Genomic DNA, 24025 nt, shown 5'->3' on the forward strand with positions numbered 1-24025 from the left:
CCAGCGCCGGCCGCGGACGTGCACGCCCGGGGGCGAACCGGGCGGCGTGCCGCCGATCCGGGTCGCACTCCTCGCCGGACGGGACGGCTCCGCGTCCGGACCGGAGTCGGGATGCCGAGTCGGCGCAGGCCGGACGGCGACCGCCGCTGTCAGCCGCGACCCGGACCGCCGTCAAAGGATTTCAGGCGGCGGTGGGCAACCCCGCCGGGCGGTCAGCCAGGAGGTCAGCCGGGCGCCCCGCCGAGCGGTGAGCCGGACGCGGCCCCGCCGGGCGGTCAATCGGGCGGTCAACCGGGCAGTCAGCCGGGGGGTCAGCGGAAGACGCCCGGGGGCGGGGCCGGGGAGGGGGCGGCGGTGGCGTCCGTGGCGGGGACGGCCCCGGCGGCGAACGCGGTGAGGGCGGGGCCGTGTTCGACCCGGCCGAGGGCGGCGTCGGAGGCGACGCGGCGGGTGAGGTCGGCGATCGGGAGGGGGGCGTGCGCGCCGGCGAGGACGAGGTTGCCGAAGCGCTTGCCGCGCAGGACGGCGGGGTCGGCGACCAGGCACAGTTCGGGGAAGACCGCACCGAGGGTGGCGATCTGGGAGCGGGCGAACGGCAGCGCCGAGCCGTCGGCGATGTTCGCCGCGTACCAGCCGCCGGGGGCGAGGGCGCGGGCGGCGAGGGCGGTGAACTCGACGGTGGTGCAGTGGGCCGGGGTGCGGGCGCCGGAGAAGACGTCGGTGATGACCAGGTCGGCGCTGCCCTCGGGGGTGCGTTCGAGCACGCTGCGGGCGTCGGCGCCGCGCACCTTGATCTGCCAGCTGCGTTCCAACGGCAGCTCGGTGCGGACGAGTTCGGTGAGCGCGGTGTCGATCTCGGCGACCTGCTGGCGGGAGCGGGGCCGGGTGGCCGCGACGTAACGGGCCAGGGTGAGGGCGCCGCCGCCGAGGTGCAGCACGGTGAGCGGGCGGCCGGACGGGGCGACCAGGTCGATCAGGTGGCCGAGCCGGCGCTGGTACTCGAAACCGAGGTGGGTGGGGTCGGCGAGGTCGACCATGGACTGCGGGGCGCCGTCGATCAGCAGCGACCAGGCGGCGGGGCGGTCCCGGTCGGGGCGCAGTTCGGCGAGGCCGGAGCCGACCGGGCGGGTGAGCGGGCCCTGAGCATGGGTGCGGCCGCCGGGGCCGGTGACGTCCGGCCCGGTGTCGCGCTCGGTGCCGCGCTCGGTGCCGCGGCCCGTGCCCCGGGCTGCTCTGCTGCTTCGTCCCATGACCGCCATTATCGCCGCCGGGCGGGGCGGCCTCGCCGGTCAGGGAGGTCCGGGGGCGTGCCAGGTGGATCCGGCCGGAGGGGCGGGCCAGGCTCGCGGGCCCGGCGGGATCCGCACGGCACGCCCGCTAGAACGGGCCGAGGCCGCCTGCGGTGAGCGTGCAGGCGGCCTCGCAGAGGGCGGATCGGAGCACCCAGGCGTCGGTGGGGCGGGCGGCGCAGGCGGCGCCGGAGGGGGGCATCACCCACCGTGGGTCGGTGGCTGTCGGCAGCAGGGCGCCGGCGGTACAGGAACTGCCGGGCAGGTGCCAGGTCTCGCTGGTGCCGGCGGGGACGAGGAAGGTGACGGTGCTGCCGTTGCGGCTCTGCAGGACGGCCCCGCAGGCCCTGCGCAACCGCAGGATGTCCACCGCCTCCAGGCCGTGCCGCAGGGCGACCGTCACGGTGTCGCAGGCGGTGACGAGGGTGTCCTGGTCCGGTCCGGGGCCGAGGCGGTGGCCGGGGTGCCGGCCACCGCCTCGGGGGGCGCGTCCGCCTTCGACCGGGCCCCGGCCGGGGATCCGGTCGTCGGCCGGGTCGGGGAGCAGGGCGGGGGCGGCGCCGGCGAGCACGCCGCCGGCGGCCGGTCGGTACTGCGGCAGTCCGGTGGCCATCATGGGCCCTCCTGTACCTCGTCGGGTCGGAAGCGCCGCCGCCCGGGAGGTGGGGGCCGCGGGGACGGACGGCAGGCCGGGGCGACGGCCTGGGCTTCCACGTATCAGGACAACGCGGCGGACACCGCGCAGGCCACGGGGCGCCTTACAGCAAGGCATGGCATTTCATGGCGGATAACCCGCAACCACGCCCGCTTTATACCGAATTGGGGGCATATCTCCCAGGAACCGGCTGTGGTCGACCGGTCACGCCCGGTACTGTCGGTGGCGGTCGCGACGACCCCACCGGCCACACCGGGCCGTTCCCGCACCGTCGCGCACCACCGTGCCGACACCCGGACCGTACCCGCACTTCGCCCCCGCACCCGACACCCGCGCACCTCCGGCGCCGCCGGCCGCGCGCCCGCACCACCACCCTCCGCACGACCACGGAGCGCACCATGGCAGCCACCCCACCGGCCGAGCCGAACCGCCCGTCACCCAACGCCGTGATGCGCGCACTGCGCGGCGACCGCTCACCCGGCGAGTTCGCCATGGCCGTGCGCCGGGCGGCCCGGGAGATCGGGGAGCACGTCTCCTGCGACGCCCGCTACGTCGGACGGGTCGAATCCGGTGAGATCCGCTGCCCCAACTACGCCTACGAGCGGGTCTTCCGGCACATGTGGCCGGATCGCACGCTCACCGAACTCGGCTTCTCCCCCCGGACCGCCGTACGCCGCCGCCCGGCGGACGGTGCCGGCGGGAGGGCCGAAGCCCCCCCGCTCCACCCACCGTTCCCGCCCCCGCCCGCCCCGCGCTCACCACTCTCCACTCAACTCCCGTACGCTGCCTCGCCGTACGCGGATCCAGCCGCTCCGACCAGGCCCCCGTGGCCGAAGGCCGTCGCGGTGCCCCGGGGGCCTGATGGATCGCCCTATCTCGACGAGGAGAACGACGACGTGCGTCGCCGTACGTTCCTGGCCGGCGGCCCGACCGCGCTGGCCACCGTGATCGGCATCGACCGGCCGACCGTGGCCGCCGCGGCCACCGGCAGTGCCCCCGCCGACCCCGCCGCACCGGTGCTGTTCGAGCCCGGCCCCGGCGCCTTCGTGCCCGGCCGCCCCGGGCCGGTACCGCCACCCCGCAAGGTCGGCGCCGCCGAGGTGCTCGGCGTCGAGGAGGCCGTCCGGGAGATCCGGCTGGCCGACGACGCGCACGGCGGCGACACCCTGTTCGAACGCGCCGGGCAGTCGCTGCGCACCGCCTACCTGCTGCTCAACGAGGGCGAGTACAGCGCGGAGACCGAACGCCGGCTTCAGGCCGGAGCCGGCGAACTCGCCATCTCGGTGGGCTGGTTGGCGCACGACTCGAACCGGCTGGCAGACGCCCGCTCGCTCTACGCCGAGGCGCTCGCCACCGCCCGCATGGCCGGCGACGCCGCACTGGAGGCGCACGTGTTCTGCAACAGCGCCTTCCTCGCCCGGGACGCCGGCCGCCCCCGCGAGGCGCTGCGCGCCGCCCAGGCCGGGCAGGTCGCCGCCCGCCAACTGGACTCCGCCCGGCTGCTCGCACTGCTGGCCATGCGGGAGGCCGGCGGCTGGGCGCTGCTGCAGGACCGCGCCGCCTGCGAACGCGCGATCGCCCGGGCGTACACGCTGTTCGGCCGCGGCCGCTCCGAGGACGATCCGGAGTGGATGTCCTTCTTCGGCGAGGCGGAGATCGCCGGCCTGCAGTCGCAGTGCTGGTCCGCGCTCGGCGACTGGGACCGCGCCAGCGAGCAGGCCGGGCTGGCCATAGCACTGCAGAAGCCGCACTTCGTCCGCAACCGGGTGCTGTACACCGCCGAGCTGGCCCACGACCGGCTCGGCCGGGGCGACTTGGCGGGTGCGGCGCACCACGGTTCGGCCGCCGTGGCGCTGTTCGGCGAGGTCCGCTCGGCCCGGATCCGGAGCATGCTGGCGGACACCGCCGAACGGCTGCGCCCGCACGCCGCCGTGACCGAGGTGCGCCACTTCCTGGCCGGGTACGACCAGGCGGCAGCCGCCTGAGGGGCGGATCCTGACGATCCGTCAGTGACCGGCGGCCAGGCCCTCCAGGTGGGAGAGGTCGTTCCAGACCTCCACGGCCGGCGCGCCGTACTCCCAGGAGAGCACGCAGAGCGCGGCGGTGCCGAGCTTGAAGCGCTGGGCGAACTCGGGCGGCAGGCCCAGCCAGCGCGCGGTCAGGATGCGCAGCAGGTGGCCGTGCGCGAACAGGACGACGTCCCGGTCCGCGCAGTGCATGACGGTGGTGTCCGGCTCGGGGACGCCGTGCTCCTCGTTGAGGCCGGCGAGGAAGGCGTCCACCCGGGCGGCCACCTCGGAGAGCTTCTCGCCGCCGGGCACGCCGTCGCGCCAGATCAGCCAGCCGGGGTGGTCGGTGGCGCGGATGTCCGCGCCGGTGCGGCCCTCGTACTGGCCGTAGTCCCACTCCAGGAGCTCCGGGCGCTCCACCGCCCGGTCGCCGAAGCCGGCCAGGGCGCAGGTCTCCTCGGCGCGGCCGAGCGGACTGGTGTAGACGAGCGCGTCCGGCAGCCCGTTCCAGGGGGCCTTGGCGAGGCGGGCACCGAGCGCCCGGGCCATCGCCCTGCCCTCCTCGGTCAGCGGGATGTCGGTGCGGCCGGTGTGGCGGCCGGTGGCCGACCATTCGGTCTCGCCGTGGCGGACCAGCACGATTCGGGCGGGCATGGCAGGCTCCTCGCAGCGGGGCGGTGGCAACGGTCGGTCTCACCCTTGAGCACCGGGTTCCATGATCCCTCACCCGGACGGCGGGCACGATCGCGGGCCGGGCCGAAACGGCCCGGAAGGCGACGGCGGGCCGAAACGGCCCGGAGGGGGCGGCGGACCGAAACGGCCTCGGTGTCCGGGCCGGCCAGGTCCCGGGGTGTCCCCACCTGGCACGCACGCGCGGTTCAGGCCGGAACAGGCCGGTCCGCACCGCATTGTCGGACCCAGGTGCGACACTGGGCCGCACCATGAACGTCTCGACGAACGTCCCGTCCACCGGGCACGCTGAGCCGCTCGCCCAGCGGCTCGCCGAACTGCGCGGTCCCGCGCCGCAGCGCAGCCTGAACGCCCGTTCCCTCGCCGCGCTCGCCGCCAATCCGGGCTGCCACCGCCGCGCCGTGCTCGACGCGGCGGGGGTGGACAAGTCGACGCTGGCCGCCCGGCTCGGCCGCCCCGCGCCCTTCGGGCAGTCCCCGTTCGCGATCGCCCGCGGCGTGATCTTCGAGTCCCGGCTGAAGGCGGACGACTACGCCGCGCTGCTGGAGCCGCTGCGCGGCCACCTCGGCGTCCCGGCGGACGGCGGCACCCCCTTGCAGGTGCCGGATCTGCTGCACCGTTCCGGGCCCGCCGTCCGGGCCGACCGGACGGTCGAGGCGCTGGCCCGGGCCGCCTCCGACCCGGACGCCTGGACGCTGCTGGACCACCCGATGCTGCGCCTGGACGTGGCCGGCGGCACCGCCTACCTGGAGCCGGACGCGGTCGTGGTGCACGGCGGCCGGTGCACGGTGGTCGAGATCAAGTCCTTCCCGGTGCTGGACGGCGGCGCGGACCCGGCCAAGGTCGGCGCCGCCGCCCGCCAGGCCGCCGTGTACGTGCTGGCGCTCCAGCGGACCGCCGCCGCGCTGGCCGGCCACCCGCTCGACGCCGACCCGTACACCGAGCAGCGGCTGCCCGGCAGCCCCCGGTCGAGCGTGCTGCTGGTCTGCCCGAAGGACTTCGGCAACCGGCCGACGGCCGTCGCCGTCGACGTCCGCCGCGAGCTGGCCACCACCCGCCGTCAGCTGAGCCGGATGACCGGCATCGACCGGCTGCTGGCGGAGCTGCCGGCGGGCGCCGACTTCGACCTGGCGGCCGACGAGGAGGGCGTGCCGGCCCGCTCCGCCGAGGAGCTGACCGCCTCGGTCGAGGCGGTGCCCGCCGCGTACGGCCCGGACTGCCTCTCCACCTGCGAGCTCGGCTTCCACTGCCGCGCCCAGGCCCGCTGCGGCGACCGGGTCGAGCAGCTCGGCCGGGGCGTGCGCGGCGAACTGGGCAGCATCCGGACGGTGACGCGGGCCCTGGCCGCCGCCGAAGCCGGCACCGCCGCCGTGGACGAGAACGCCGACCTGGACGAGAACGCCGACACCGACGTGGACGAGGCGGCCGACCGGCTGGCCTACGCGGCCGCGCTGCGCGCCGAGGCGCTGGGCAAGGCCCCGACGGCGGGCCACGCATGAGCGGGCGCAGCACGGCCGTACGCGAACGCGGCGGGCCCGAGGCGGGGGCGGGCGCATGAGCCTGCTGACCACCCTCGCCCGGCTGGAGGCCGTCCGCAGCGGGCGGGCCGAGCCGCTGGCCACCGTCCGGCACCGGCACCTGTCCGACCGCCCGATGGTGGTCGTGCCGCTGACGGCCGCCGGTGAGGCCGGCGCGCCGCTGGCGGTGCTGCTGGGCACCGACCGGGACGCACCCCGGCTGCACCTGGTACCGCAGCCGCTCAACCGCACCCTGCGGTTCGACTTCCTGGCCGAGCTGGCCGCCGACCTGCTGCCCTACCTGGAGTCCTTCGCCGAGGACGTGGAGCAGATCGAGGGCTCCGAGAAGGACCCGGAGACCGGCGAGAAGACCCAGGTGTTCCGCGAGCTGTGCGCCGACGCGCCGCAGCTGATCGTGCCGAACGGCGCGGGCGTGCGGCACCTGGCCCTGCTCGGCCGCTCCACCCGGTTCCGCCGCACGGTCGAGGACGACGAACCGGGGCCGTACCCCGCGCCGGTGCGGGTGCCGCTGCTCGGCCGCTGGCTGACCCACCTCACCGACCGCGCCCAGGTGCCCGGCACCAGCCTGCTGCTGCCGATGACCGGCCTGCTGGCCCGGCACTGGGCCACCGGCCAGAGCCACCTGGAGGACCAGCACCTGGCCGCCCACCTGGCCTGGCACGCCCCGCCGGACGGCCTGACCGGTGCCGAGGCGGCCGAGCGCGCCGAGTCCGCCCGGGACGACCGGGGGCAGCTGCTGCACCCGCCGGCCGGCCCGGCCACCGATCCGCGCTTCGACGAGTTCGTGCTCGCCCCGGCGATCGCCCGCTACGACACCGCCACGGCCGCCCTTCAGCACAGCACCGAGCAGCGCGACGAGGCCGCCGCCGAGCGTGCCCGGGCGGCCGTCCGGGCCGCGGTCGAGCAGTTGCGCGAGGTGCTGGCGGCCGTGCTGCTGCCCACCTGGCGGGACGTCTGGCGCGGCCTGGACCTGTTGCGCGGGCTGCCGCCCGCCGGGCACCTGGCGGAACGCTGGACCGGCGACCGCTGGTCCTACACCGGCCACCGGGACCGGCTGGCGGCCGGCGAGCCGCCGCAGCCGCGGCAGGACGACGCCGTCACGGCCGCCCGCAAGCTCGCCCAGCGCGAGCGCGAGCAGACCCGGCTGGACGTCCAGGAGGCGCTGGACGATCCGCTGGCGATGGCCGAACACCGGCTGTCCGGCGAGGCGTTCAGCGGCGTGGTGACCGAGGTGGTGCCGGACTACGACACCACCGGCCGCTCCCCCAAGCCGCGCCCGCTGATCACCCTGCGCACCGCCGACCGCCCGCACGCGGACCTCGGACGGGAGGCGCACCGGGTGTGGGGGTCCCCCCAGCCGGAGGCCGGCGGCGGCCGGTCCCCGCAGAAGGCGGAGATCGCGGCGGTCGACCCGGCCGGGGGCACCATCACCCTGCGCCTGCTGTCCGGCATGGGGCGCAGGAAGGAGCCCGAGCCGGGCAGCCTGCCCGAGCCCGGCGATCCGGTCACCTTCACCCTGTTCGAGCTGACGGTCCGCCAGTCCGCGCCGCTGCCCGAGCCGGACGACACCCCGTGGACGCACGGCGGCCCGCCCGGCGCCGCGCCCGCACCCGCGCCCGCCCCGTCCGTCTCCGAGGAGTGGGAATGATGGCCGAGTTGAGCGCCGAGCAGGCCCCGGGCGCTGCCGCCGACGCCGCCGTGGCCCGGATCCTGGCCGCGACCGTCCACCCGGCGGCCGGCGCCCCGCGCGGCGTGGTGGTCGATTCCCCGCCCGGCGCCGGGAAGTCGACGCTGGTGGTGCGGGCGGCCCGGGAGCTGGTCGAGGCCGGCGAGCGGCTGATGATCGTCGCCCAGACCAACGGCCAGGTGGACGACCTGGTCGGCCGACTCGCCGAGAAGGCGCCGGACCTGACGATCGGTCGGTTGCACGCCGCCGACGCCCGGCCCGGCCCGGAGGTGCTGAAGCACGCCAACGTCACGCCCTCCGACAAGGTCGCCGAGCTGGTCGAACACGACGTGGTGGTCTCCACCTCGGCGAAGTGGCAGTGGGTGCGGGCCGAGGCGCCGTGGCGGCACGCGATCGTCGACGAGGCGTACCAGATGCGTTCGGACGCCCTGCTCGCGGTGGCCCGGCTGTTCGAGCGGGCACTGTTCGTCGGCGACCCGGGCCAGCTGGACCCGTTCACCGTGGTCGGCACCGAGCAGTGGGCGGGCCTGTCGTACGACCCGTCGAGCAGCGCCGTGGTCACCATGCTGGCGCACAACCCGCAGATCGAGCCGCACCGGCTGCCGGTCTCCTGGCGGCTGCCGGCCAGCGCGGCGCCGCTGATCTCGCGGGCGTTCTACCCGTACACGCCGTTCCGCTCCGGCACCGGCCCGGACGACCGCCGGCTGAGCGCCGCCGTCCGGCCGGACGGCGGCGCGCTGGACGCCGCGATCGACCGGGCCGCCGAGCACGGCTGGGCGCTGCTGGAGCTGCCCGCCCGGCACACCGTGCGGACCGATCCGCAGGCGGTGGCGGCCGTCGCGGCCACCGTCCGGCGGTTGCTGGAGCGCGGGCTGACCGCCCGCTCCGAACAGGGCGAGGCACCTCTCACCGCCGACCGGATCGCGGTCGGCACCGCCCACCGGGACCAGGCCGCGGCCGTCCGCGCGGCCCTGCTCAGGGTGGGCGTCCCGGTGGACCAGGCGGCCGGCCCGGCCGTCACGGTGGACACCGCCAACCGGTTGCAGGGCCGCGAGTACGACGTCACGGTGGTGCTGCACCCGTTGTCCGGGCGGCCCGACGCGACGGCCTTCCACCTGGAGACCGGCCGGCTGTGCGTGCTCGCCTCCCGGCACCGGCACGCCTGCATCGTGGTCGCCCGGGCCGGGATCGGCGAACTGCTGGACGAGCACCCGTCCACCGAGCCGGTCCAGCTGGGCGTCCCGGTCGCTTTCCCGGACGGCTGGGAGGCCAACCACCAGGTGCTGCACCACCTGAGCGGCCACCGGGTGCGGCTGGGCTGACCGGCCGGGCGGGTCAGGTCTCGGTCTCGGTCTCGGTCTCGGTCTCGGTCTCGGTCTCGGTCTCGGTCTCGGTCTCGGTCTCGCAGGCGGCGTAGGCCCGGACGGTCCCGTGCTCGGCCCGCACCGCCCAGGTGCTCGGGTCGTCGGGGTTCGGCGCGTTGACCAGGACGGCGTCGCCGGAGGCGGCGGGCCGGAAGGCGTAGCCGCCCCCGGTGAGGTGGGAGCCCTGGGGGCAGGTCGCCATCGACCAGCCGCCCGGGCCGCTCCACGGCCCGGTCACCACGACGGTCGTCTCGGCGGCCCCGGCCGCAGGTGCCACGGCCAGTCCGAGGGCCGGGGCGATCAGCAGGAGTCCGGCCGCGAGGCCCTTGCGTAGGGGCATGGGTTCTCCCTGGGGTGGTGGATCGCTGGAACACCCGGGACAACGACGGCCCCGACGCCCCGACGCCACCGCACGCGCCCGACCACCCGAAGGAGTAGCGCGACCCCGGCGCGTGCGGGGGAATAGCGCCCGCACGCGCACCGTTCCGTTACCGGCCGCCGCCGCGCGACAATGGACGGCGGCCACGGCCGTGCGGCGCGGCCCGGAGCAGCCGCCGCCCACCCCCACCGAGACCCGGAGGTGTCCGTTCATGCCCGACTCCCACACGAAGGCGTCCGACCACGGCGGTCAGGCCGACCCCGCGCGGCGTCTGCGTCCGGTGCAGCTGCTGTTCGAGCCGCAGTCCGCCGAACCGGAGCCGGAACGATTCTTCGATCTGGAGTCGATCGACGACCCCGCGGACCTGCTGCGCCGCTCCACCGAGCTGGCCCTGGCCTTCCGGACGGCCGCCGAGCGGGCCACCGACTTCCAGGCGGTCGCCGCCGCACAGCTGGCGGACCCGCGCCGCTTCGACGCGCTGTCCGACGCCGAGATCGCGCAGCGGGCGGACTGGACCCCCGACTACGCGGCCAAGATGATCGAGTACGGCCGCGGGCTGCTCCAGCCCCGCCGCCACGAGGACTGAGCGCAGCCGGGCACGAGGCGCCGGAGCGCCGGGCCCCGGTGCTCCGGCATCAGCCGCTGGCATATGCGCGAGCGGGGAAGGGTACGCCGTTCCCCGTCGTCCTGTACGGCAAACCGTGCTTTCCCTCCCGTCCGGCCCGCGGACGGCACAGGCTGCTGTCCGTGGACATCTGGACGTATCAGTCGGTGGAGTACGTCACCGTGGCCGGCGAGGCCTGGCTCGCCTCCGCCAGCGAGTACCCGCGCAGCATGCGCGCCCTCTGGGAGGCCCGGCCGTGGGCACCCTCGGTGCTGCCCTGCGGGCGCGCCTTCGACGTGATCAGCATGCCGTCACTGTTCGGCCGCCGGGTGCTGGACGAGCTGTGGGCCTCCGGGCCGGGCTGCGGGCCGGTCGCCTCCTACCGGGGGCGGACGCTGCTGTTCGTCCAGCCCGGCGCGGGGCCCCGGCTGCGCAGGCTGCTGGCCTGGGAGGAGTGGGCCCGGGACGTGCCGCCCCTGCTGTGCCACGGCAAGGGCGACGCGGTGACCGTGCCGCCGGTGCAGCGGATGGTGAACGGCCCGGACTCCCCCGGGCTGGGCTCCGGCCGGTGGATCGTCGCCCCGGAGGACCGGGAGCCGTGGCTGCCGGGCGCCTCGGTGGTGCTGTGGGCGTGCGTGCGGGCGGCCCGGGAGCCGGCTGCGGCCGTGCCCGCCGGCGCGGCGGCCGTGACCGGGGGGTGAACGGAGGACGGCCGGTATTCGATTTTGGCGCGGACCCCGGGCGCTGCTAAAGTCTTCTCTGTCAGCAGGCGCCGCTAGCTCAGTTGGTTAGAGCAGCTGACTCTTAATCAGCGGGTCCGGGGTTCGAGTCCCTGGCGGCGCACAGACAGCCGAGAGGCCCCTTGCGAAAGCAAGGGGCCTCTCGGCGTTTCCCGCTCGAATCAGCGAATCAGGGAACAAGGGAACAGGACCGGGCCGCCCGCCGGAGCGGACGGCCCGACCGGGGCTCAGCGGCCGCGCAGCGCGCGGTAGCGGGCGACCAGCTCGGCGGTGGAGCTGTCCAGCTGCTCGGCGCCCTCGCCGGTCAGCAGCACCGGCTCGATCCGCTTGGCGAGCACCTTGCCCAGCTCGACGCCCCACTGGTCGAAGGAGTCGATGTTCCAGATCGCGCCCTGGACGAAGACCTTGTGCTCGTAGAGCGCGACCAGCTGGCCGAGCACCGAGGGGGTCAGCTCGGCGGCCAGGATGGTGCTGGTCGGGTGGTTGCCCTGGAAGGTCTTGTGCGGAACGAGTTCGGCGGGCACGCCCTCGGCCGCCACCTCCTCCGGGGTCTTGCCGAAGGCCAGCGCCTGGGTCTGGGCGAAGAAGTTGGCCAGCAGCAGGTCGTGCTGGGCGACCAGGCCCGGGAGCAGGTCGGCGACCGGCTTGGCGAAGCCGATGAAGTCGGCCGGGATCAGCTTGGTGCCCTGGTGCAGCAGCTGGTAGTAGGCGTGCTGGCCGTTGGTGCCGGGGGTGCCCCAGACCACCGGGCCGGTCTGCCAGGTCACCGGCGAACCGTCGCGGGTCACCGACTTGCCGTTGGACTCCATGTCCAGCTGCTGGAGGTAGGCGGTGAACTTCGACAGGTAGTGCGAGTAGGGCAGCACGGCGTGCGCCTGGGCGTCGAAGAACGCGCCGTACCAGACGCCGAGCAGGCCGAGCAGCAGCGGGACGTTCTGCTCCGGCGGCGCGGTGCGGAAGTGCTCGTCGACCAGGTGGAAGCCGTCCAGCATCTCGCGGAAGGCGTCGGGGCCGATGGCGATCATCAGCGAGAGGCCGATCGCCGAGTCGTAGGAGTAGCGACCGCCGACCCAGTCCCAGAACTCGAACATGTTGTCGGTGTCGATGCCGAAGTCCCGCACGCCCTCGGCGTTGGTGGACAGCGCGACGAAGTGCTTGGCCACCGCCTCGGTGCCGGCGCCCAGCCCGGTGAGCAGCCAGTCGCGGGCCGAGACCGCGTTGGTGATGGTCTCGATGGTGGTGAAGGTCTTCGAGGCGACGATGAACAGCGTCTCGGCCGGGTCGAGGTCGCGGACCGCCTCGTGCAGGTCGGCGCCGTCCACGTTGGAGACGAAGCGGACGTCGAGGTCGCGCTTGGCGAACGAGCGGAGCACCTCGTAGGCCATCGCGGGGCCGAGGTCGGAGCCGCCGATGCCGATGTTGACGACGGTGCGGATCGGCTTGCCGGTGTGGCCGCGCCACTCGCCGCCGCGGACCCGCTCGGCGAAGCCGGCCATCTTGTCGAGGACGGCGTGCACGGCGGGCACCACGTTCTCGCCGTCGACCTCGATCACGGCACCGCGCGGGGCGCGCAGCGCGGTGTGCAGGACGGCGCGGTGCTCGGTGTTGTTGATCTTCTCGCCGCGGAACATCGCGTCCCGCAGCTCGGCGACGCCGGTGGCCGCGGCGAGTTCGCGCAGCAGCTCCAGCGTCTCGTCGGTGACCAGGTGCTTGGCGTAGTCCACGTGCAGGTCGCCGACCTGGAGGGTGTAGCGGCGGCCGCGCTCCGGGTCGGCGGCGAACAGCTCGCGCAGGTGCGTCTCGCCCAGCGCGGCCCGGTGCTTGCCGAGGGCGGCCCACTGCGGGGTGCGGTCGAGCGGGGTGCGGGCGTCGGCACGGGTCTCCGACATCGGTGGTTCCTCGATTCATCTGGGTGCGGAAACCGGCAGGGCCAGGCGGTGAGGGTCTCGCGAGGTCGTGCGGGTACTGGTGGTGCGCCGACTCCGTTGACGGCCTGCCCGGGCTCAGCCTATGCAACCGCGGAGCCGGTCGCGCACATTCCGCCCGGCGGGGCCGGACAGGCCGTCACTTGCGTTCCGAGCGCAGGTCCAGCCCCCGCAGCACCTGGTCGACCAGCTCCGGGTCGGCGCCGAGTTCGCTGCGGGCGGCGAGCATCTCGCGCCGGGAGGCGGCGATCATCTCCTGCTCGACCTCCCGGGCGGCCCGCCACTGGCTGAGCCGCAGCTTGGCCTCGGCGGCCTCCTCCTCGGCGTAGTTCTCCGGGCAGAGCCGGGCCAGCCGGTCGTGCTGACGGTCCCGCAGGCGGTCGGCGACCTCGGCGGGCAGCCGGTCCTGCTCCTCCAGTTCGCCCAGCCGCCTGAGCCCGGCCTTGGCGGCCCGCCACCAGAGCTGGCGGACGGCCTGCTCGTGCTTGTCCTGGTCGATGTCCAGTTCGAACCGCTTGGCCAGCCAGGGCAGGGTGAGACCCTGCACCAGCAGGGTGAACAGCACCACGCTGAAGGCGATGAAGACCAGGCGGCCGCGCTCGGGGAACTCCTCGCCGGAGTGGAGGGTGAGCGGGATGGCGAGGGCCAGGGCGACGGTGGCCACGCCGCGCATGCCGGACCACCAGAGGATCACGCTCTCCTTCCAGCTGAACGGGGTGTCCTCGTCGTCGCCGCTGCGCAGCTTCTTCGACAGCCAGCCGGCCGGCAGCAGCCAGAGCAGTCGGACCACCACGACCACGCCGATGACCACGGCGGCGTCGCCGATGAAGCCGGTCCAGCCGCGGCCGGCCTCCTTGAGCACGGTGGCCAGCTCCAGGCCGATCAGGCCGAAGGCGACGCCGGTGATCAGGATCTCGACGACCTCCCAGAAGGCGTTGCCGACCAGCCGGAAGGAGACGGCGTCGGCGTCGGAGGCCCGCTCGGCGAGGTAGAGCGCGCAGACCACGACCGCGAGCACGCCGGAGCCGTGGATCTCCTCGGCGATGGCGTAGGCGGCGAAGGGCACCAGCAGGTTGAGCGCGACCTGTTGGGTCGGGTCGTCCAGGCGCTCGGCGAGCTTGGTGTTGACCCAGCCGAGGGCGATGCCGACGACCACGGCGAGCACCGCGGACAGGATGAAGCGCAGCACCGCGTGGCCGATCGAGAAGTCGCCGCTGACCACGGCCTCGATGGCCAGCGAGTAGACGACGATCGCCGTGACGTCGTTGAACAGGCCCTCGCTCTCCAGGATCGACACCAGGCGCCGGGGCAGGCCGACGCTGCCGGCCACCGCGACGGCGGCCACCGGGTCGGGCGGGGAGACCAGCGCGCCGACCGCGATCGCGGCGGCGACCGGCAGGGCGGGCAGCAGCCAGTGCACCGCCCCGGCCACCGCGGCCGTGGTGACCACCACCAGGGCGACGGCCAGCAGCAGGATCGAGCGGACGTTGGCCTTGAAGTAGCGCACCGAGGAGCGCCGGGCGACCGCGAAGATCAGCGGCGGCAGGACCAGCGGGAGGATCAGCTCGGGCTCGATGGTGACGTCCGGGATCTGCGGGACGAGCGCCATGACGATGCCGAGCAGGGTCATCAGGACCGGTTGCGGCACTCCGGTCTTGCGTGCGAGCGGCATGGTCACCACGGAGGCGAGCAGCACCAGGAAGAACAGGGGCAGCTGGCCCACGGAAACGTTCCTCTCCACAACGGACGGCTGAGCGCCGCCCAGGATAAATCTGACAATGCGCCCATCAGTGAAGACACGCCGAACAATCGCTTGACCTCAAGCGGACTTCAGGTCCGAGGATCGGGGGTGTTCGAACAGTCAAGCAGTCGAATGTCGAACATTCGAGAGGGCGGGAGCAGACATGAAGGCGGTCACCGTCACGCGGTCCGGCGGTCCGGAGGTCCTGCGGGTCACCGAGGTGCCCGACCCGGAACCCGGACCGGGCGAGGTGCGGGTGCGGGTCCTCGCGGCCGGGGTGCAGCCGGTCGACCTCGCGATCCGGGAGGGCTTCCGCCCGCCGGGGGCCGTCGTCGAGCCGCCGTTCGTCCTCGGCAACGAGTTCGCCGGAGTGGTGGACCGACTCGGACCGGGCGGCTCCGGCCGGCAGGTCGGCGACGAGGTACTGGGCTTCCGCTTCCTGGACAGCCAGGCCGAGCTCGTCACGGTGGACGCCTCCCAGCTGGTGGCCAAGCCCGCCGGCATGCCCTGGGAGCAGGCCGGCTCGCTCTCCGCCTCCGGCCAGACCGCGCACCTGGCGCTCACCCTGCTCGCGGTGGGCCCCGGCGACACCGTCCTGGTGCACGGCGCCTCCGGCGGGGTCGGCACCGTCGCCGTCCAGCTCGCCCGGGCCTGGGGCGCCACCGTGATCGGCACCGCGAGCGAGCGCAACCACGACTACCTGCGCGACCTGGGCGCGATCCCGGTCGCGTACGGCGAGGGGCTGGTCGAGCGGGTCCGGGCGGTGGCGCCGCAGGGCGTGGACGCCGCCTTCGACGCCGCCGGGCGGGGCGCGCTGGCGGCCTCGGTCGAGCTGGTCGCCGACCGGAGCCGGATCGGCACCGTGGTCGACTACCCGGAGGCCGAGCGGCTGGGCGTACGGGGGCTGCGGGGGCCGCGCACGGCCGCACGGCTGACCGAGCTGGTGCGGCTGTGGGAGGCGGGCGGGCTGCGGCTGGAGATCGCCGAGGCGCTGCCGCTGGAGCGGGCCGCCGAGGCCCACCGGCTGGTCGGCGCCGGGCACGTCCGGGGCAAGGTGGTCCTGGTGCCGTGACGCTGCGTGCGCAGCCACCCGGGCCGATTGTGTGTTTCGGCTGCTGACCAGGTAATGTTCTCCGCGTCAGCAGGCGCCGCTAGCTCAGTTGGTTAGAGCAGCTGACTCTTAATCAGCGGGTCCGGGGTTCGAGTCCCTGGCGGCGCACAGACAGCCGGAAGGCCCTTCGCGAGAGCGAGGGGCCTTCCGGCGTTTCCGCGCTCCCCGCCGGCAATCCCACCGGCATCCCCGCCGACTGTGGCAGGAAAGGTGGGAAACGGGTCATTGCTGCCACTGCGGCCCGGTGACAGGCTGGTCGCATGAGAGCGCGCAGCGTGGTCGTCGTCCTCTACGAGGGCGTGCAGAGCCTCGACGTGACCGGTCCCGTGGAGGTGTTCGCGGGGGCGGGCGCGGCCGCCGGGCAGCCGGGGGCGTACCGGGTGACCACCGCCTCCCCGGGCGGCGGGCCGGTGCGCAGCCACAGCGGGCTGCGGCTGCTGCCGGACACGGACCTGGCCGGGGTCGGGCCGGTGCACACCCTGCTGGTCCCCGGCGGGCTGGGCAGCGACCTCCCGGACGGTGCGCTGGTGGCACGGATCCGGGAGCTGGCCGGCCGGGCCGAGCGGGTGGTGTCGGTGTGCACCGGGGCCTTCCTGCTCGCCGAGGCCGGGCTGCTGGCCGGGCGCCGGGCGACCACGCACTGGGCGTACTGCGAGGCGCTGGCCCGGCGGTTCCCGGACGTCGAGGTGGACCCGGACCCGATCCACGTCCGGGACGGGAACGTCGCCACCTCGGCCGGGGTCACCGCCGGGATCGACCTGGCGCTGGCCCTGGTCGAGGAGGACCTGGGACGCGACGCCGCCCTGCTGATCGCCCGCCACCTGGTGGTCTTCCTGCGCAGGCCGGGCAACCAGGCCCAGTTCAGCACCCAGCTGGCCGCCCAGGTGGCGGCCCGGCAGCCGCTGCGCGAGGTGCAGCGGTGGATCGCCGAGCACCCGGAGGCCGACCTGTCGGTCGAGGCGCTGGCCCGCAGGTCGGCGCTGTCACCGCGGCACTTCGCCCGGGCCTTCGCCACCGAGGTGGGGGTGACCCCGGGCCGGTACGTGGACGGGGTCCGGCTGGAGGCCGCCCGGCGGCTGCTGGAGGACACCGCCGACGGCATCGAGGAGATCGCGCGCTCCTGCGGCTACGGCACCCCGGAGGCGATGCGGCGCGCCTTCGTCCGGTCCCTGGCCGCCCCGCCCGCCGAGTACCGACGCCGCTTCCGACCCGATCCTGTTGGAGGACACTGATGCGCATCGCCGTTCTGCTCTACGACCGGTTCACCGCCCTGGACGCCGTCGGCCCCTGCGAGGTGCTGTCCCGCATCCCCGGCGCCGAGGTGGTGTTCACCGCCGCGAAGCGCGGCCCGGTCCGCACCGACATGAAGACCCTGTCGCTGACCGCGGAGGCCGCCCTGGACGAGGTGGACTCGGCCGACGTGCTGCTCGTCCCGGGCGGTCCCGGGACGGAGGCCCGGCTGGCCGACCAGGCCGTGCTGGAGTGGGTGCGCGCGGTGGACGCCACCACCACCTGGACCACCTCGGTCTGCTCGGGCTCCCTGCTGCTGGGCGCCGCCGGACTGCTGGCGGGGCGCCGGGCCACCTCGCACTGGTGCTGCCTCGACGCGCTGAAGAAGTTCGGGGCGGAGCCGACCGGGACGGAGCGGGTCGTGGTCGACGGCAAGTACGCGACCGCGGCCGGGGTCTCGGCCGGGATCGACCTCGCGCTGACGCTGACCGGCCTGATGGCCGGGGACGCGACCGCGGAGGCGATCCAGCTGGTCATCGAGTACGACCCGCAGCCGCCGTACTCGGCGGGCTCGGTCGCGACGGCCCGGCCCGAGCTGGTCGCCGAGCTGCTGGCCAACGGGCTCCAGCTGCGCTAACGGCGCCCGGTCGGGAAGCCGTGGCGGCGGGCGCCGGTGACCACCGCCAGGACGGGCAGCATCAGGGCGAGCACCGTCCAGGGCAGGGCGCCGGTGCCCAGGCGGCCCAGCACCAGGCCGCCGACCACGCCGCCGCCCGCCATCGCGGCGTTCCACAGAGTGACCAGTACCGCCTGGGCGGCGTCCGCCCGCTCGCCGCCCGCGTCGCCGACGGCGGTCTGCAGCAGGGTCGGGGCGCCGCCCCAGCCCAGGCCCCAGAGCGCGGCGGCGGCGTACACCAGCGGTGTGCTGTGCGACCAGAGGCCGAGCAGGCCCGCGGACAGGGCGACCAGCAGCGCACCGCCGATCGTCAACTGCCGTAGCCGGCGGTGGATGTGGGAACCGGTGAACCAGATGCTCGCCAGCGAGGCCAGGCCGAAGACCAGCAGCACGGTGTCGGTCGCGTCGCCGAGGCCGGTCCGGTCGAGGAAGGGCGCGATGTAGGTGAACAGGATGGTGTGGGCGAGCACGAAGAGCACCGTCACGGTGAGCACCGGCGCCACCCCGGGCACGGTGAGCGCGCTCCGCACCGGGGCGCGCTCACCGGCGGGTCGTCCGGGCTGGTCCGGCAGCAGGGCCGCGATCCAGCCGATCACGCCGAGCGCCAGTGCCGTCATGGCCAGGAAGGGCACCCACCAGGCGAGCGCCTGGCCGAGGAAGGTGCCGACCGGCACTCCCAGCGACAGCGCCACCGGCACGCCCGCCATCGCCACCGCCATGGCCCGGCCCTGCTGCTCGACCGGCACCAGCCGGCGCGCGTACCCGGCCAGCAGCGCCCAGGCGAGGCCGGCCGCGACGCCCGCGAGGAAGCGGGCGGCCAGGGTGAGCGGGTAGTTCGCGGAGGCCGCGGTGACGGTGTTGGCGGCGGCGAAGCCGGCCATCGCGGTGAGCAGCAGCCGCTTGCGGCCCCAGCCGGCGGTGGCTGCGGTGAGCGGTATCGCGGTGGCGGCGGTCCCGAGCGCGTAGACGGTGACGGTCTGCCCGGCGGCCGACTCGCTGACGCCGAGGGCCCCGCCCATCCCGGGCAGCACGCCGGCGGGCAGGGTCTCGGTGAGCGCGGTGACGAAGACGGCGGTGGCCAGGGCGAGCAGGGCGGGCAGGGGAAAAGGGCTGCGGGCTACGGGAGTCGGGAGCTGTGTGGTCGCCATGGGAACCATGCTCGATCCTCACACCGGTGTCAGGTTCAAGCACGGTTCCCACCGACGTCACCTCAGCGGCGGAAGTAGCCGTCGAAGTTCTTGGAGAACTCCCGGACCCCGAACTGGTCCCAGTTGACGGACCAGGTCATCAGCCCGCGCAGGTTCGGCTGGGCGCCCGAACGCGGCACGTACGAACCGCAGTTGGCCAGTTTGGTGAGGCAGTCCAGGGCCTTGTTCACCTCGGCCGGGGCGACGTAGCCGTTGCCGGCGTTGGTGGTGGCCGGCATGCCGATGGCCACCTTGGAGGCGGGCAGCGGCGGGAACTTGTTGTTCGTGTTGCCCGCCACCGGGAAGCCGTTGAGCAGCAGGTCGGTCATCGCGACGTGGAAGTCGGCGCCGCCCATCGAGTGGTACTGGTTGTCCAGGCCCATGATGGAGCCGGAGTTGTAGTCCTGGACGTGCAGCAGGGTGAGGTCGTCGCGCAGCGCGTAGATGACCGGCAGGTACGCCCCGGCGCGCGGGTCCTGGCCGCCCCAGGGACCGGAACCGTAGTACTGGTAGCCGAGTTGGACGAAGAAGGTCTCCGGCGCCATGGTCAGCACGAAGCCCGGGCCGTACTTGGCCTTGAGGGTCTTCAGTGCGGAGATCAGGTTGACGATGACCGGGCTGGTCGGGTTCTTGAAGTCGGTGTCGCCGGTGTTGAGGGAGAGCGAGTGCCCCTCGAAGTCGATGTCCAGGCCGTCCAGGCCCCACTTGTCGATGATCGCCGAGACCGAGCTGACGAAGGTGTCGCGGGCGGCGGTGGTGGTCAGCTGGACCTGGCCGTTCTGGCCGCCGATCGAGATCAGCACCTTCTTGCCCTGGGCCCGCTTGGCGGCGATGGCGGCCTTGAAGTCGGCGTCGGACTCCACGGTCGGGCAGTCGGTGACGGAGCAGCGGTTGAACCGGATGTCGCCGGAGGTGACGGAGGTGGGCTCGCCGAAGGAGAGGTCGATGAAGTCCCAGGAGTTCGGGACGTCGGCCATCCGGGTGTAGCCGGCGCCGTTGGCGAAGCTGGCGTGCAGGTAGCCGACCAGGGCGTGGCTGCCGGGCGGCGGCGGGGTGGTCGGGGTGCCGGTGGGGGTGCCGGTGGGCGTTCCCGTCGGTGTCCCGGTCGGGGTACCGGTGGGGGTGCCGGTGGGCGTTCCCGTCGGTGTCCCGGTGGGCGTCGCGGTCGGCGTGGGCGTCGGGGACCCGGTGGGCGTCGGCGTCGGGCTGGGGGCGCCCGGCCCGTCCAGCGAGACGTCGTCCGCGTAGTAGGTCCCCTGGCCGTACCAGCCGTGGGTGTAGACGGTGGCGCTGGTCTGGGTGGCGCCGGTGGTGAAGCTGAGGCTGAGCTTCTGGTAGCCGCCGCCGGTGCCGGGGGTCCAGGTGCTGGGGCCGCCGCCGTCGACGCCCAGGTAGACGTACGAGCCGTTGACGTACGCGCTGAGCGTGTACGTGGTGCTGGGGGCGACGGTGACGGTCTGGCCGCACTGGGCGGTGTCGCCCGCGGTGGCCGCGGCGGCGAGGGCGTAGCCGCCGCCGTGCACCGGGCTGGTGACGACGCTGCCGGAGTTGGCGGTGCAGCTCCAGGGGCCGAGCGAGCCGGACTCGAAGCCGCCGTTGACCAGGAACTCGCCGGCCGAGGCGGCGGGCGCCAGGCCCAGGGTGACACCGACCAGGGTGGCCGCGGCGACGGCGGAGGCGGTGCCGGCGGCGAGCAGGGTGCGGGACTGCTTCCGGCGGGCGGGGGCGGGTGCGGGTGTGGTTCTGCGCATGCGGGGGCTCCTGCGATGGCGCGGTCGTGGGGGACGTCCGAGGGCACGCCGGAGCACGCGCCAGTGGGGGGGAGCGGCCCGGCCTGGCACCCAAGTTGGACTAGACCACTGAAGTGGATTCGACACTGCGGTGTCAATGGTCCAGACCGGTCCGCGGCCTACGCACCGTCCGCCAGGCAGCCCCGACGGGCCGCCCCGGTTGCCGGAGGTGACACTCCGTCGAAGGATGGAGGGGTGACCCCGCCCGGCTACCTCCGCTACCCCCACCTGCACGGCGGGCTGCTCGCCTTCACCGCCGAGGACGACATCTGGATCGCCCCGCTCGACGCCGACGGCGCCGCCGGCCGGGCCTGGCGGGTCAGCTGCGACCGCACCCGGGTCAGCCACCCCCGCTTCTCCCCCGACGGCCGCACCCTCGCCTGGACCAGCTGGCTGAACCTGACCCCCGAGGTGTGGACCGCCCCCGTCGAGGGCGGCGAGGCCGAACGGCTCAGCCACTGGGGCAGCCAGGACACCCGGGTGCGCGGCTGGCTGCCGGACGGCGAGGTGCTCGCCGTCACCTCCTACCACGAGCCGTTCGGCCACTACACCTGGGCACACGCCCTGCCGCCCGACGGCTCCCCCGGCCACCGGATGCCCTGGGGCCCCGTCGGCGACGCCCAGATGAGCCGCGAACGCACCGTGCTGCTCACCGGCGCCGCCCCGCACGAGCCCGCCGCCTGGAAGCGCTACCGGGGCGGCGCCACCGGCCGGCTCTGGGCGGACGGCGAACAGATCCTGGCCGGCCACCCCGGCCACCTCGCCTCCCCCATGCCCGTCGCCGGGCGGATCGCCTTCCTCTCCGACCACGAGGGCATCGGCAACGTCTACTCCTGCCGCCCCGACGGCACCGACCTGCGCCGGCACACCGACCACGCCTCCTACTACGCCCGCGAGGCCGCCACCGACGGCACCCGGATCGTCTACCAGCACGCCGGCGACCTCTGGCTGCTGGACGGCCTGGACGCCCCCGCCCCGCGCCGGCTCGCCGTCCCGCTCGGCGGCGCCCGGGCCGGCCGCCGCCCGTACCAGGTCAGCGCCGCCTCCCAGGTCAAGGACCTGGCCTGCGACCAGAGCGGCCGGGCCGGGGTGATCACCGTGCGCGGCAGCCAGTACTGGCTCACCCACAAGGACGGCCCGGCCCGCGCGCTCGCCGACACCCCCGGGGTGCGGACCCGGCTGCCGGTGATCCTCGGACACACCGGCGAGGCCGCCTGGATCACCGACGCCGAGGGCGCCGACGCGATCGAGGTGATGCCGCTGCCGGGGCACGAGGAAACGGAGAAGCACCGCCACCGGGTGCTCGCCGCCGACCGGATCGGCCGCGTCCTGGAACTCACCGCCTCCCCCGACGGCGCCCACCTCGCCGTCGCCGCCTCCGACGGGCGGCTGCTGCTGGTCGCCGCCGCCGACGGCGCCGTCCGCGAACTCGCCGCCTCCGGCTACGGGCCGGTCTCCAGCGCCCGCTTCTCCCCCGACTCGCACTGGATCGCCTGGTCCCAGCCGGTGGCCGGGCGCTCGCTGCGCCGGATCCGGCTCACCCGCACCGAAGCACCCGGGCCGGTCACCGAAGTCACCGACGGCCGCTTCGAGGACGAGCAGCCGGTGTTCACCCGGGACGGCCGCTACCTGGCCTTCCTGTCCTGGCGCGGCTTCGACCCCGTCCACGACGTGCACACCGGCGACCTCTCCTTCCCGCTCGGCTGCCGCCCCTACCTCGTCCCGCTCACCGCCGACACGCCGTCCCCGTTCGCCGCGCCCGCCGAGGACGGCGCCCCGCGCGGCAACGGCGGCGGCGACGGCACCGTCCGCGTCGACCCGCAGGGCATCGGCGAGCGGCTGCTGCAGTTCCCGGTGATCGCCTCCAAGTACTCGGCCACCGACGCGGTGCGCGGCGGCCTGGTCTGGCTGCGCTGGCCGATCTCCGGCACCCTCGGGCAGACCTTCGCCAGCCCCGACGACACCTCCGGCCGCCCCTCGCTGGAGTACTTCGACCTCGCCCGGGGCACCCGCACCACCCTGGTCGACAAGCTGGACGGCTACGCCGTCTCCGGGGACGGCGGCTCGATCGCGGTCTACTCGGCCGGGACCCTGCGGATCGTCCCGGTCACCGGTGGCGCCGGCAGCACCGTCGACCTGCGGCGGATCACCCACACCGTGCACCCCGCCGCCGAGTGGCGCCAGGCCTACCACGAGGCCGCCCTGATCGTCCGGGACCAGTTCTGGGACGAGCGGATGTCCGGCCTGGACTGGCCCGCCCTGACCGCCCAGTACGAGCCGCTGCTGGACCGGGTCTGCTCACCCGACGACTTCGCCGACCTGCTGCGCGAACTCCTCGGCGAACTCGGCACCTCGCACGCCTACGTCACCCCGTCCCGGCGCGCCGAAGGGCCCTCGCTCGGCCAGCAGCCGCTCGGCCTGCTCGGCGCCAACGCGCACCGCTCCCCCGACGGACGCTGGCTGGTCGAGCGGGTGCTGCCCGGCGAGACCTCCGACCCGCGCGCCCGCGCCCCGCTCGCCGCCCAGGGCGTCCGGGACGGCGACGAACTGCTCGCCGTCGGCGGCCGCCCGGTGGACCCGGTGCGCGGCCCGCTGCCGCTGCTGGCCGGCACCGGCGGCACCACCGTCGAACTGGCCCTGCGTAGCAGCCCGGACGGCCCGGTACGGCGGATCACCGTCACCCCGCTGACCGACGAACGGGCCGTCCGCTACCAGGACTGGGTGACCAAACGCCGCCTCCTGGTCCGGGAGTTCAGCGACGGCCGGTGCGGCTACCTACACATCCCGGACCTCGGCGGCTCCGGCTGGGCGCAGTTCAACCGCGACCTGCGGCGCGAGCTGGACAAGCCCGCACTCGTCCTGGACGTGCGCGGCAACGCCGGCGGCAACGTCTCCGAACTGGTCCTGGAGAAACTCACCCGGCACGTCCTCGCCTGGGACTTCGGCCGGGACCGCCAGCCGGTCCGCTGGCCCCGACACGCACTGCGCGGCCCGCTCGTGGCGCTCGCCGACGAGGCGACCAGCTCGGACGGCGACGTGGTCATCGCGGCGATCAAGCTGCTCGGCCTCGGCCCCGTCGTCGGCAACCGGACCTGGGGCGGGGTCGTCGGGATGACCGGGCGGCACACCCTCGGCGACGGCACCCGGATCTCGGTGCCCAAGAACGCCTCCTGGTTCGAAGGCGGACTCGGCTGGTCGGTGGAGAACCGCGGCGTCGAACCGGACGTGCACGTGCTGCGCACCCCGCGCGACTGGGCCCGCGGGCGCCACCCCGAGCTGGTCGCCGCCGTCCAGCTGGCGCTGGACCTGCTGGAGGACGCGCCCGCCGCGGCTCCCCCGCCGGAGGACACCCCCCGGCCGGATCTGCGACGCCCGCCGCTGCCGCCGCGGGCGCGGTGACCTGGGGGCTT

Annotated in this window: 18 protein-coding genes and 2 tRNA genes; 12 read left to right on the forward strand and 8 right to left on the reverse strand. The window is 74.9% G+C overall.

Annotated features, from left to right (window positions below; translation table 11 throughout):
* Positions 1-311: 311 nt before the first annotated feature.
* Together ACIOGZ_RS19915 and ACIOGZ_RS19920 are read right to left on the reverse strand one after the other, a co-directional pair.
* Positions 312-1259 (reverse strand): fused MFS/spermidine synthase, encoded by a 948-nt coding sequence (locus ACIOGZ_RS19915; RefSeq protein ID WP_363583568.1) that lies wholly within the window; start codon positions 1257-1259, stop codon positions 312-314.
* A 118-nt stretch (positions 1260-1377) separates the two neighbouring features.
* Positions 1378-1905, reverse strand: a complete 528-nt coding sequence (locus ACIOGZ_RS19920; RefSeq protein WP_400986603.1) for a hypothetical protein — start codon at positions 1903-1905, stop codon at positions 1378-1380.
* Positions 1906-2342: 437 nt separating this feature from the next.
* Here ACIOGZ_RS19920 and ACIOGZ_RS19925 point away from each other — a divergent pair, with 437 nt between their 5' ends.
* On the forward strand, positions 2343-3929 hold the full coding sequence (locus ACIOGZ_RS19925) for a tetratricopeptide repeat protein (protein WP_400986604.1): 1587 nt from the start codon (positions 2343-2345) through the stop codon (positions 3927-3929).
* Between the two features lie 21 nt (positions 3930-3950).
* Here ACIOGZ_RS19925 and ACIOGZ_RS19930 read toward each other — a convergent pair whose 3' ends face one another.
* Positions 3951-4607, reverse strand: coding sequence for a histidine phosphatase family protein (locus tag ACIOGZ_RS19930; RefSeq protein ID WP_363583574.1), 657 nt, complete (start codon positions 4605-4607; stop codon positions 3951-3953).
* Positions 4608-4894: 287 nt separating this feature from the next.
* On the opposite strand from ACIOGZ_RS19930, the gene ACIOGZ_RS19935 reads away from it, so the two are divergent.
* Genes ACIOGZ_RS19935 through ACIOGZ_RS19945 form a run of 3 tightly spaced genes read left to right on the forward strand, consistent with a single transcriptional unit; the run spans position 4895 to position 9190 of the window.
* Complete coding sequence (locus tag ACIOGZ_RS19935) at positions 4895-6142, forward strand: hypothetical protein (RefSeq protein WP_400986606.1); 1248 nt, start codon at positions 4895-4897, stop codon at positions 6140-6142.
* Positions 6143-6197: 55 nt separating this feature from the next.
* Positions 6198-7829, forward strand: coding sequence for a hypothetical protein (locus ACIOGZ_RS19940; protein WP_363628165.1), 1632 nt, complete (start codon positions 6198-6200; stop codon positions 7827-7829).
* Entirely contained in the window at positions 7829-9190 is a 1362-nt protein-coding gene (locus ACIOGZ_RS19945) for an AAA family ATPase (protein WP_400811785.1), read from the forward strand. Before ACIOGZ_RS19940 ends, ACIOGZ_RS19945 begins: the two co-directional genes overlap by 1 nt.
* 13 nt (positions 9191-9203) lie before the next feature.
* On the opposite strand, the gene ACIOGZ_RS19950 is transcribed toward ACIOGZ_RS19945, so the two are convergent.
* Complete coding sequence (locus ACIOGZ_RS19950; protein ID WP_400986608.1) at positions 9204-9572, reverse strand: hypothetical protein; 369 nt, start codon at positions 9570-9572, stop codon at positions 9204-9206.
* 250 nt (positions 9573-9822) lie between these two features.
* On the opposite strand from ACIOGZ_RS19950, the gene ACIOGZ_RS19955 reads away from it, so the two are divergent.
* The 3 genes from ACIOGZ_RS19955 (at position 9823) to ACIOGZ_RS19965 (ending at position 11058) form a co-directional block, all read left to right on the forward strand.
* Positions 9823-10197: a hypothetical protein gene (locus ACIOGZ_RS19955; RefSeq protein WP_363583584.1), complete on the forward strand. Its 375-nt coding sequence runs from the start codon at positions 9823-9825 to the stop codon at positions 10195-10197.
* 161 nt (positions 10198-10358) lie between these two features.
* On the forward strand, positions 10359-10916 hold the full coding sequence (locus tag ACIOGZ_RS19960) for a bifunctional DNA primase/polymerase (protein ID WP_063349288.1): 558 nt from the start codon (positions 10359-10361) through the stop codon (positions 10914-10916).
* A 68-nt stretch (positions 10917-10984) separates the two neighbouring features.
* A tRNA-Lys gene (locus ACIOGZ_RS19965) sits at positions 10985-11058 on the forward strand.
* A gap of 124 nt (positions 11059-11182) precedes the next feature.
* On the opposite strand, the gene pgi is transcribed toward ACIOGZ_RS19965, so the two are convergent.
* Together pgi and ACIOGZ_RS19975 are read right to left on the reverse strand one after the other, a co-directional pair.
* Positions 11183-12844, reverse strand: a complete 1662-nt coding sequence (gene pgi / locus ACIOGZ_RS19970) for a glucose-6-phosphate isomerase (RefSeq protein ID WP_350882566.1) — start codon at positions 12842-12844, stop codon at positions 11183-11185.
* Between the two features lie 175 nt (positions 12845-13019).
* The gene (locus ACIOGZ_RS19975; protein ID WP_363583586.1) at positions 13020-14603 is read right to left on the reverse strand and encodes a Na+/H+ antiporter; all 1584 of its coding nucleotides are present in this window, start codon (positions 14601-14603) and stop codon (positions 13020-13022) included.
* A 181-nt stretch (positions 14604-14784) separates the two neighbouring features.
* Here ACIOGZ_RS19975 and ACIOGZ_RS19980 point away from each other — a divergent pair, with 181 nt between their 5' ends.
* The 4 genes from ACIOGZ_RS19980 to ACIOGZ_RS19995 all read left to right on the forward strand — a co-directional run bounded on the left by ACIOGZ_RS19980 (position 14785) and on the right by ACIOGZ_RS19995 (position 17599).
* Complete coding sequence (locus ACIOGZ_RS19980) at positions 14785-15693, forward strand: NADP-dependent oxidoreductase (protein WP_400986610.1); 909 nt, start codon at positions 14785-14787, stop codon at positions 15691-15693.
* A 73-nt stretch (positions 15694-15766) separates the two neighbouring features.
* Positions 15767-15840: transfer RNA gene (locus ACIOGZ_RS19985), tRNA-Lys, on the forward strand.
* A gap of 152 nt (positions 15841-15992) precedes the next feature.
* A complete protein-coding gene (locus tag ACIOGZ_RS19990; protein ID WP_363619950.1) occupies positions 15993-16964 on the forward strand; it encodes a GlxA family transcriptional regulator in 972 nt (323 codons plus the stop codon).
* A complete protein-coding gene (locus ACIOGZ_RS19995) occupies positions 16964-17599 on the forward strand; it encodes a DJ-1/PfpI family protein (protein ID WP_363619951.1) in 636 nt (211 codons plus the stop codon). The genes ACIOGZ_RS19990 and ACIOGZ_RS19995 overlap by 1 nt, the downstream gene beginning before the upstream one ends.
* Here the strand turns inward: ACIOGZ_RS19995 and ACIOGZ_RS20000 are convergent.
* Complete coding sequence (locus tag ACIOGZ_RS20000) at positions 17596-18786, reverse strand: MFS transporter (protein WP_400986612.1); 1191 nt, start codon at positions 18784-18786, stop codon at positions 17596-17598. The two genes, ACIOGZ_RS19995 and ACIOGZ_RS20000, sit on opposite strands and share 4 nt — an antisense overlap.
* Before the next feature lie 62 nt (positions 18787-18848).
* Complete coding sequence (locus ACIOGZ_RS20005) at positions 18849-20576, reverse strand: chitinase (protein WP_400986613.1); 1728 nt, start codon at positions 20574-20576, stop codon at positions 18849-18851.
* 234 nt (positions 20577-20810) lie between these two features.
* On the opposite strand from ACIOGZ_RS20005, the gene ACIOGZ_RS20010 reads away from it, so the two are divergent.
* Positions 20811-24014: a S41 family peptidase gene (locus tag ACIOGZ_RS20010; RefSeq protein WP_400811767.1), complete on the forward strand. Its 3204-nt coding sequence runs from the start codon at positions 20811-20813 to the stop codon at positions 24012-24014.
* Positions 24015-24025 lie beyond the last annotated feature (11 nt).

The sequence above is a fragment of the Kitasatospora sp. NPDC088160 genome (assembly GCF_044741445.1).
In the GTDB taxonomy this organism is placed as follows: domain Bacteria; phylum Actinomycetota; class Actinomycetes; order Streptomycetales; family Streptomycetaceae; genus Kitasatospora.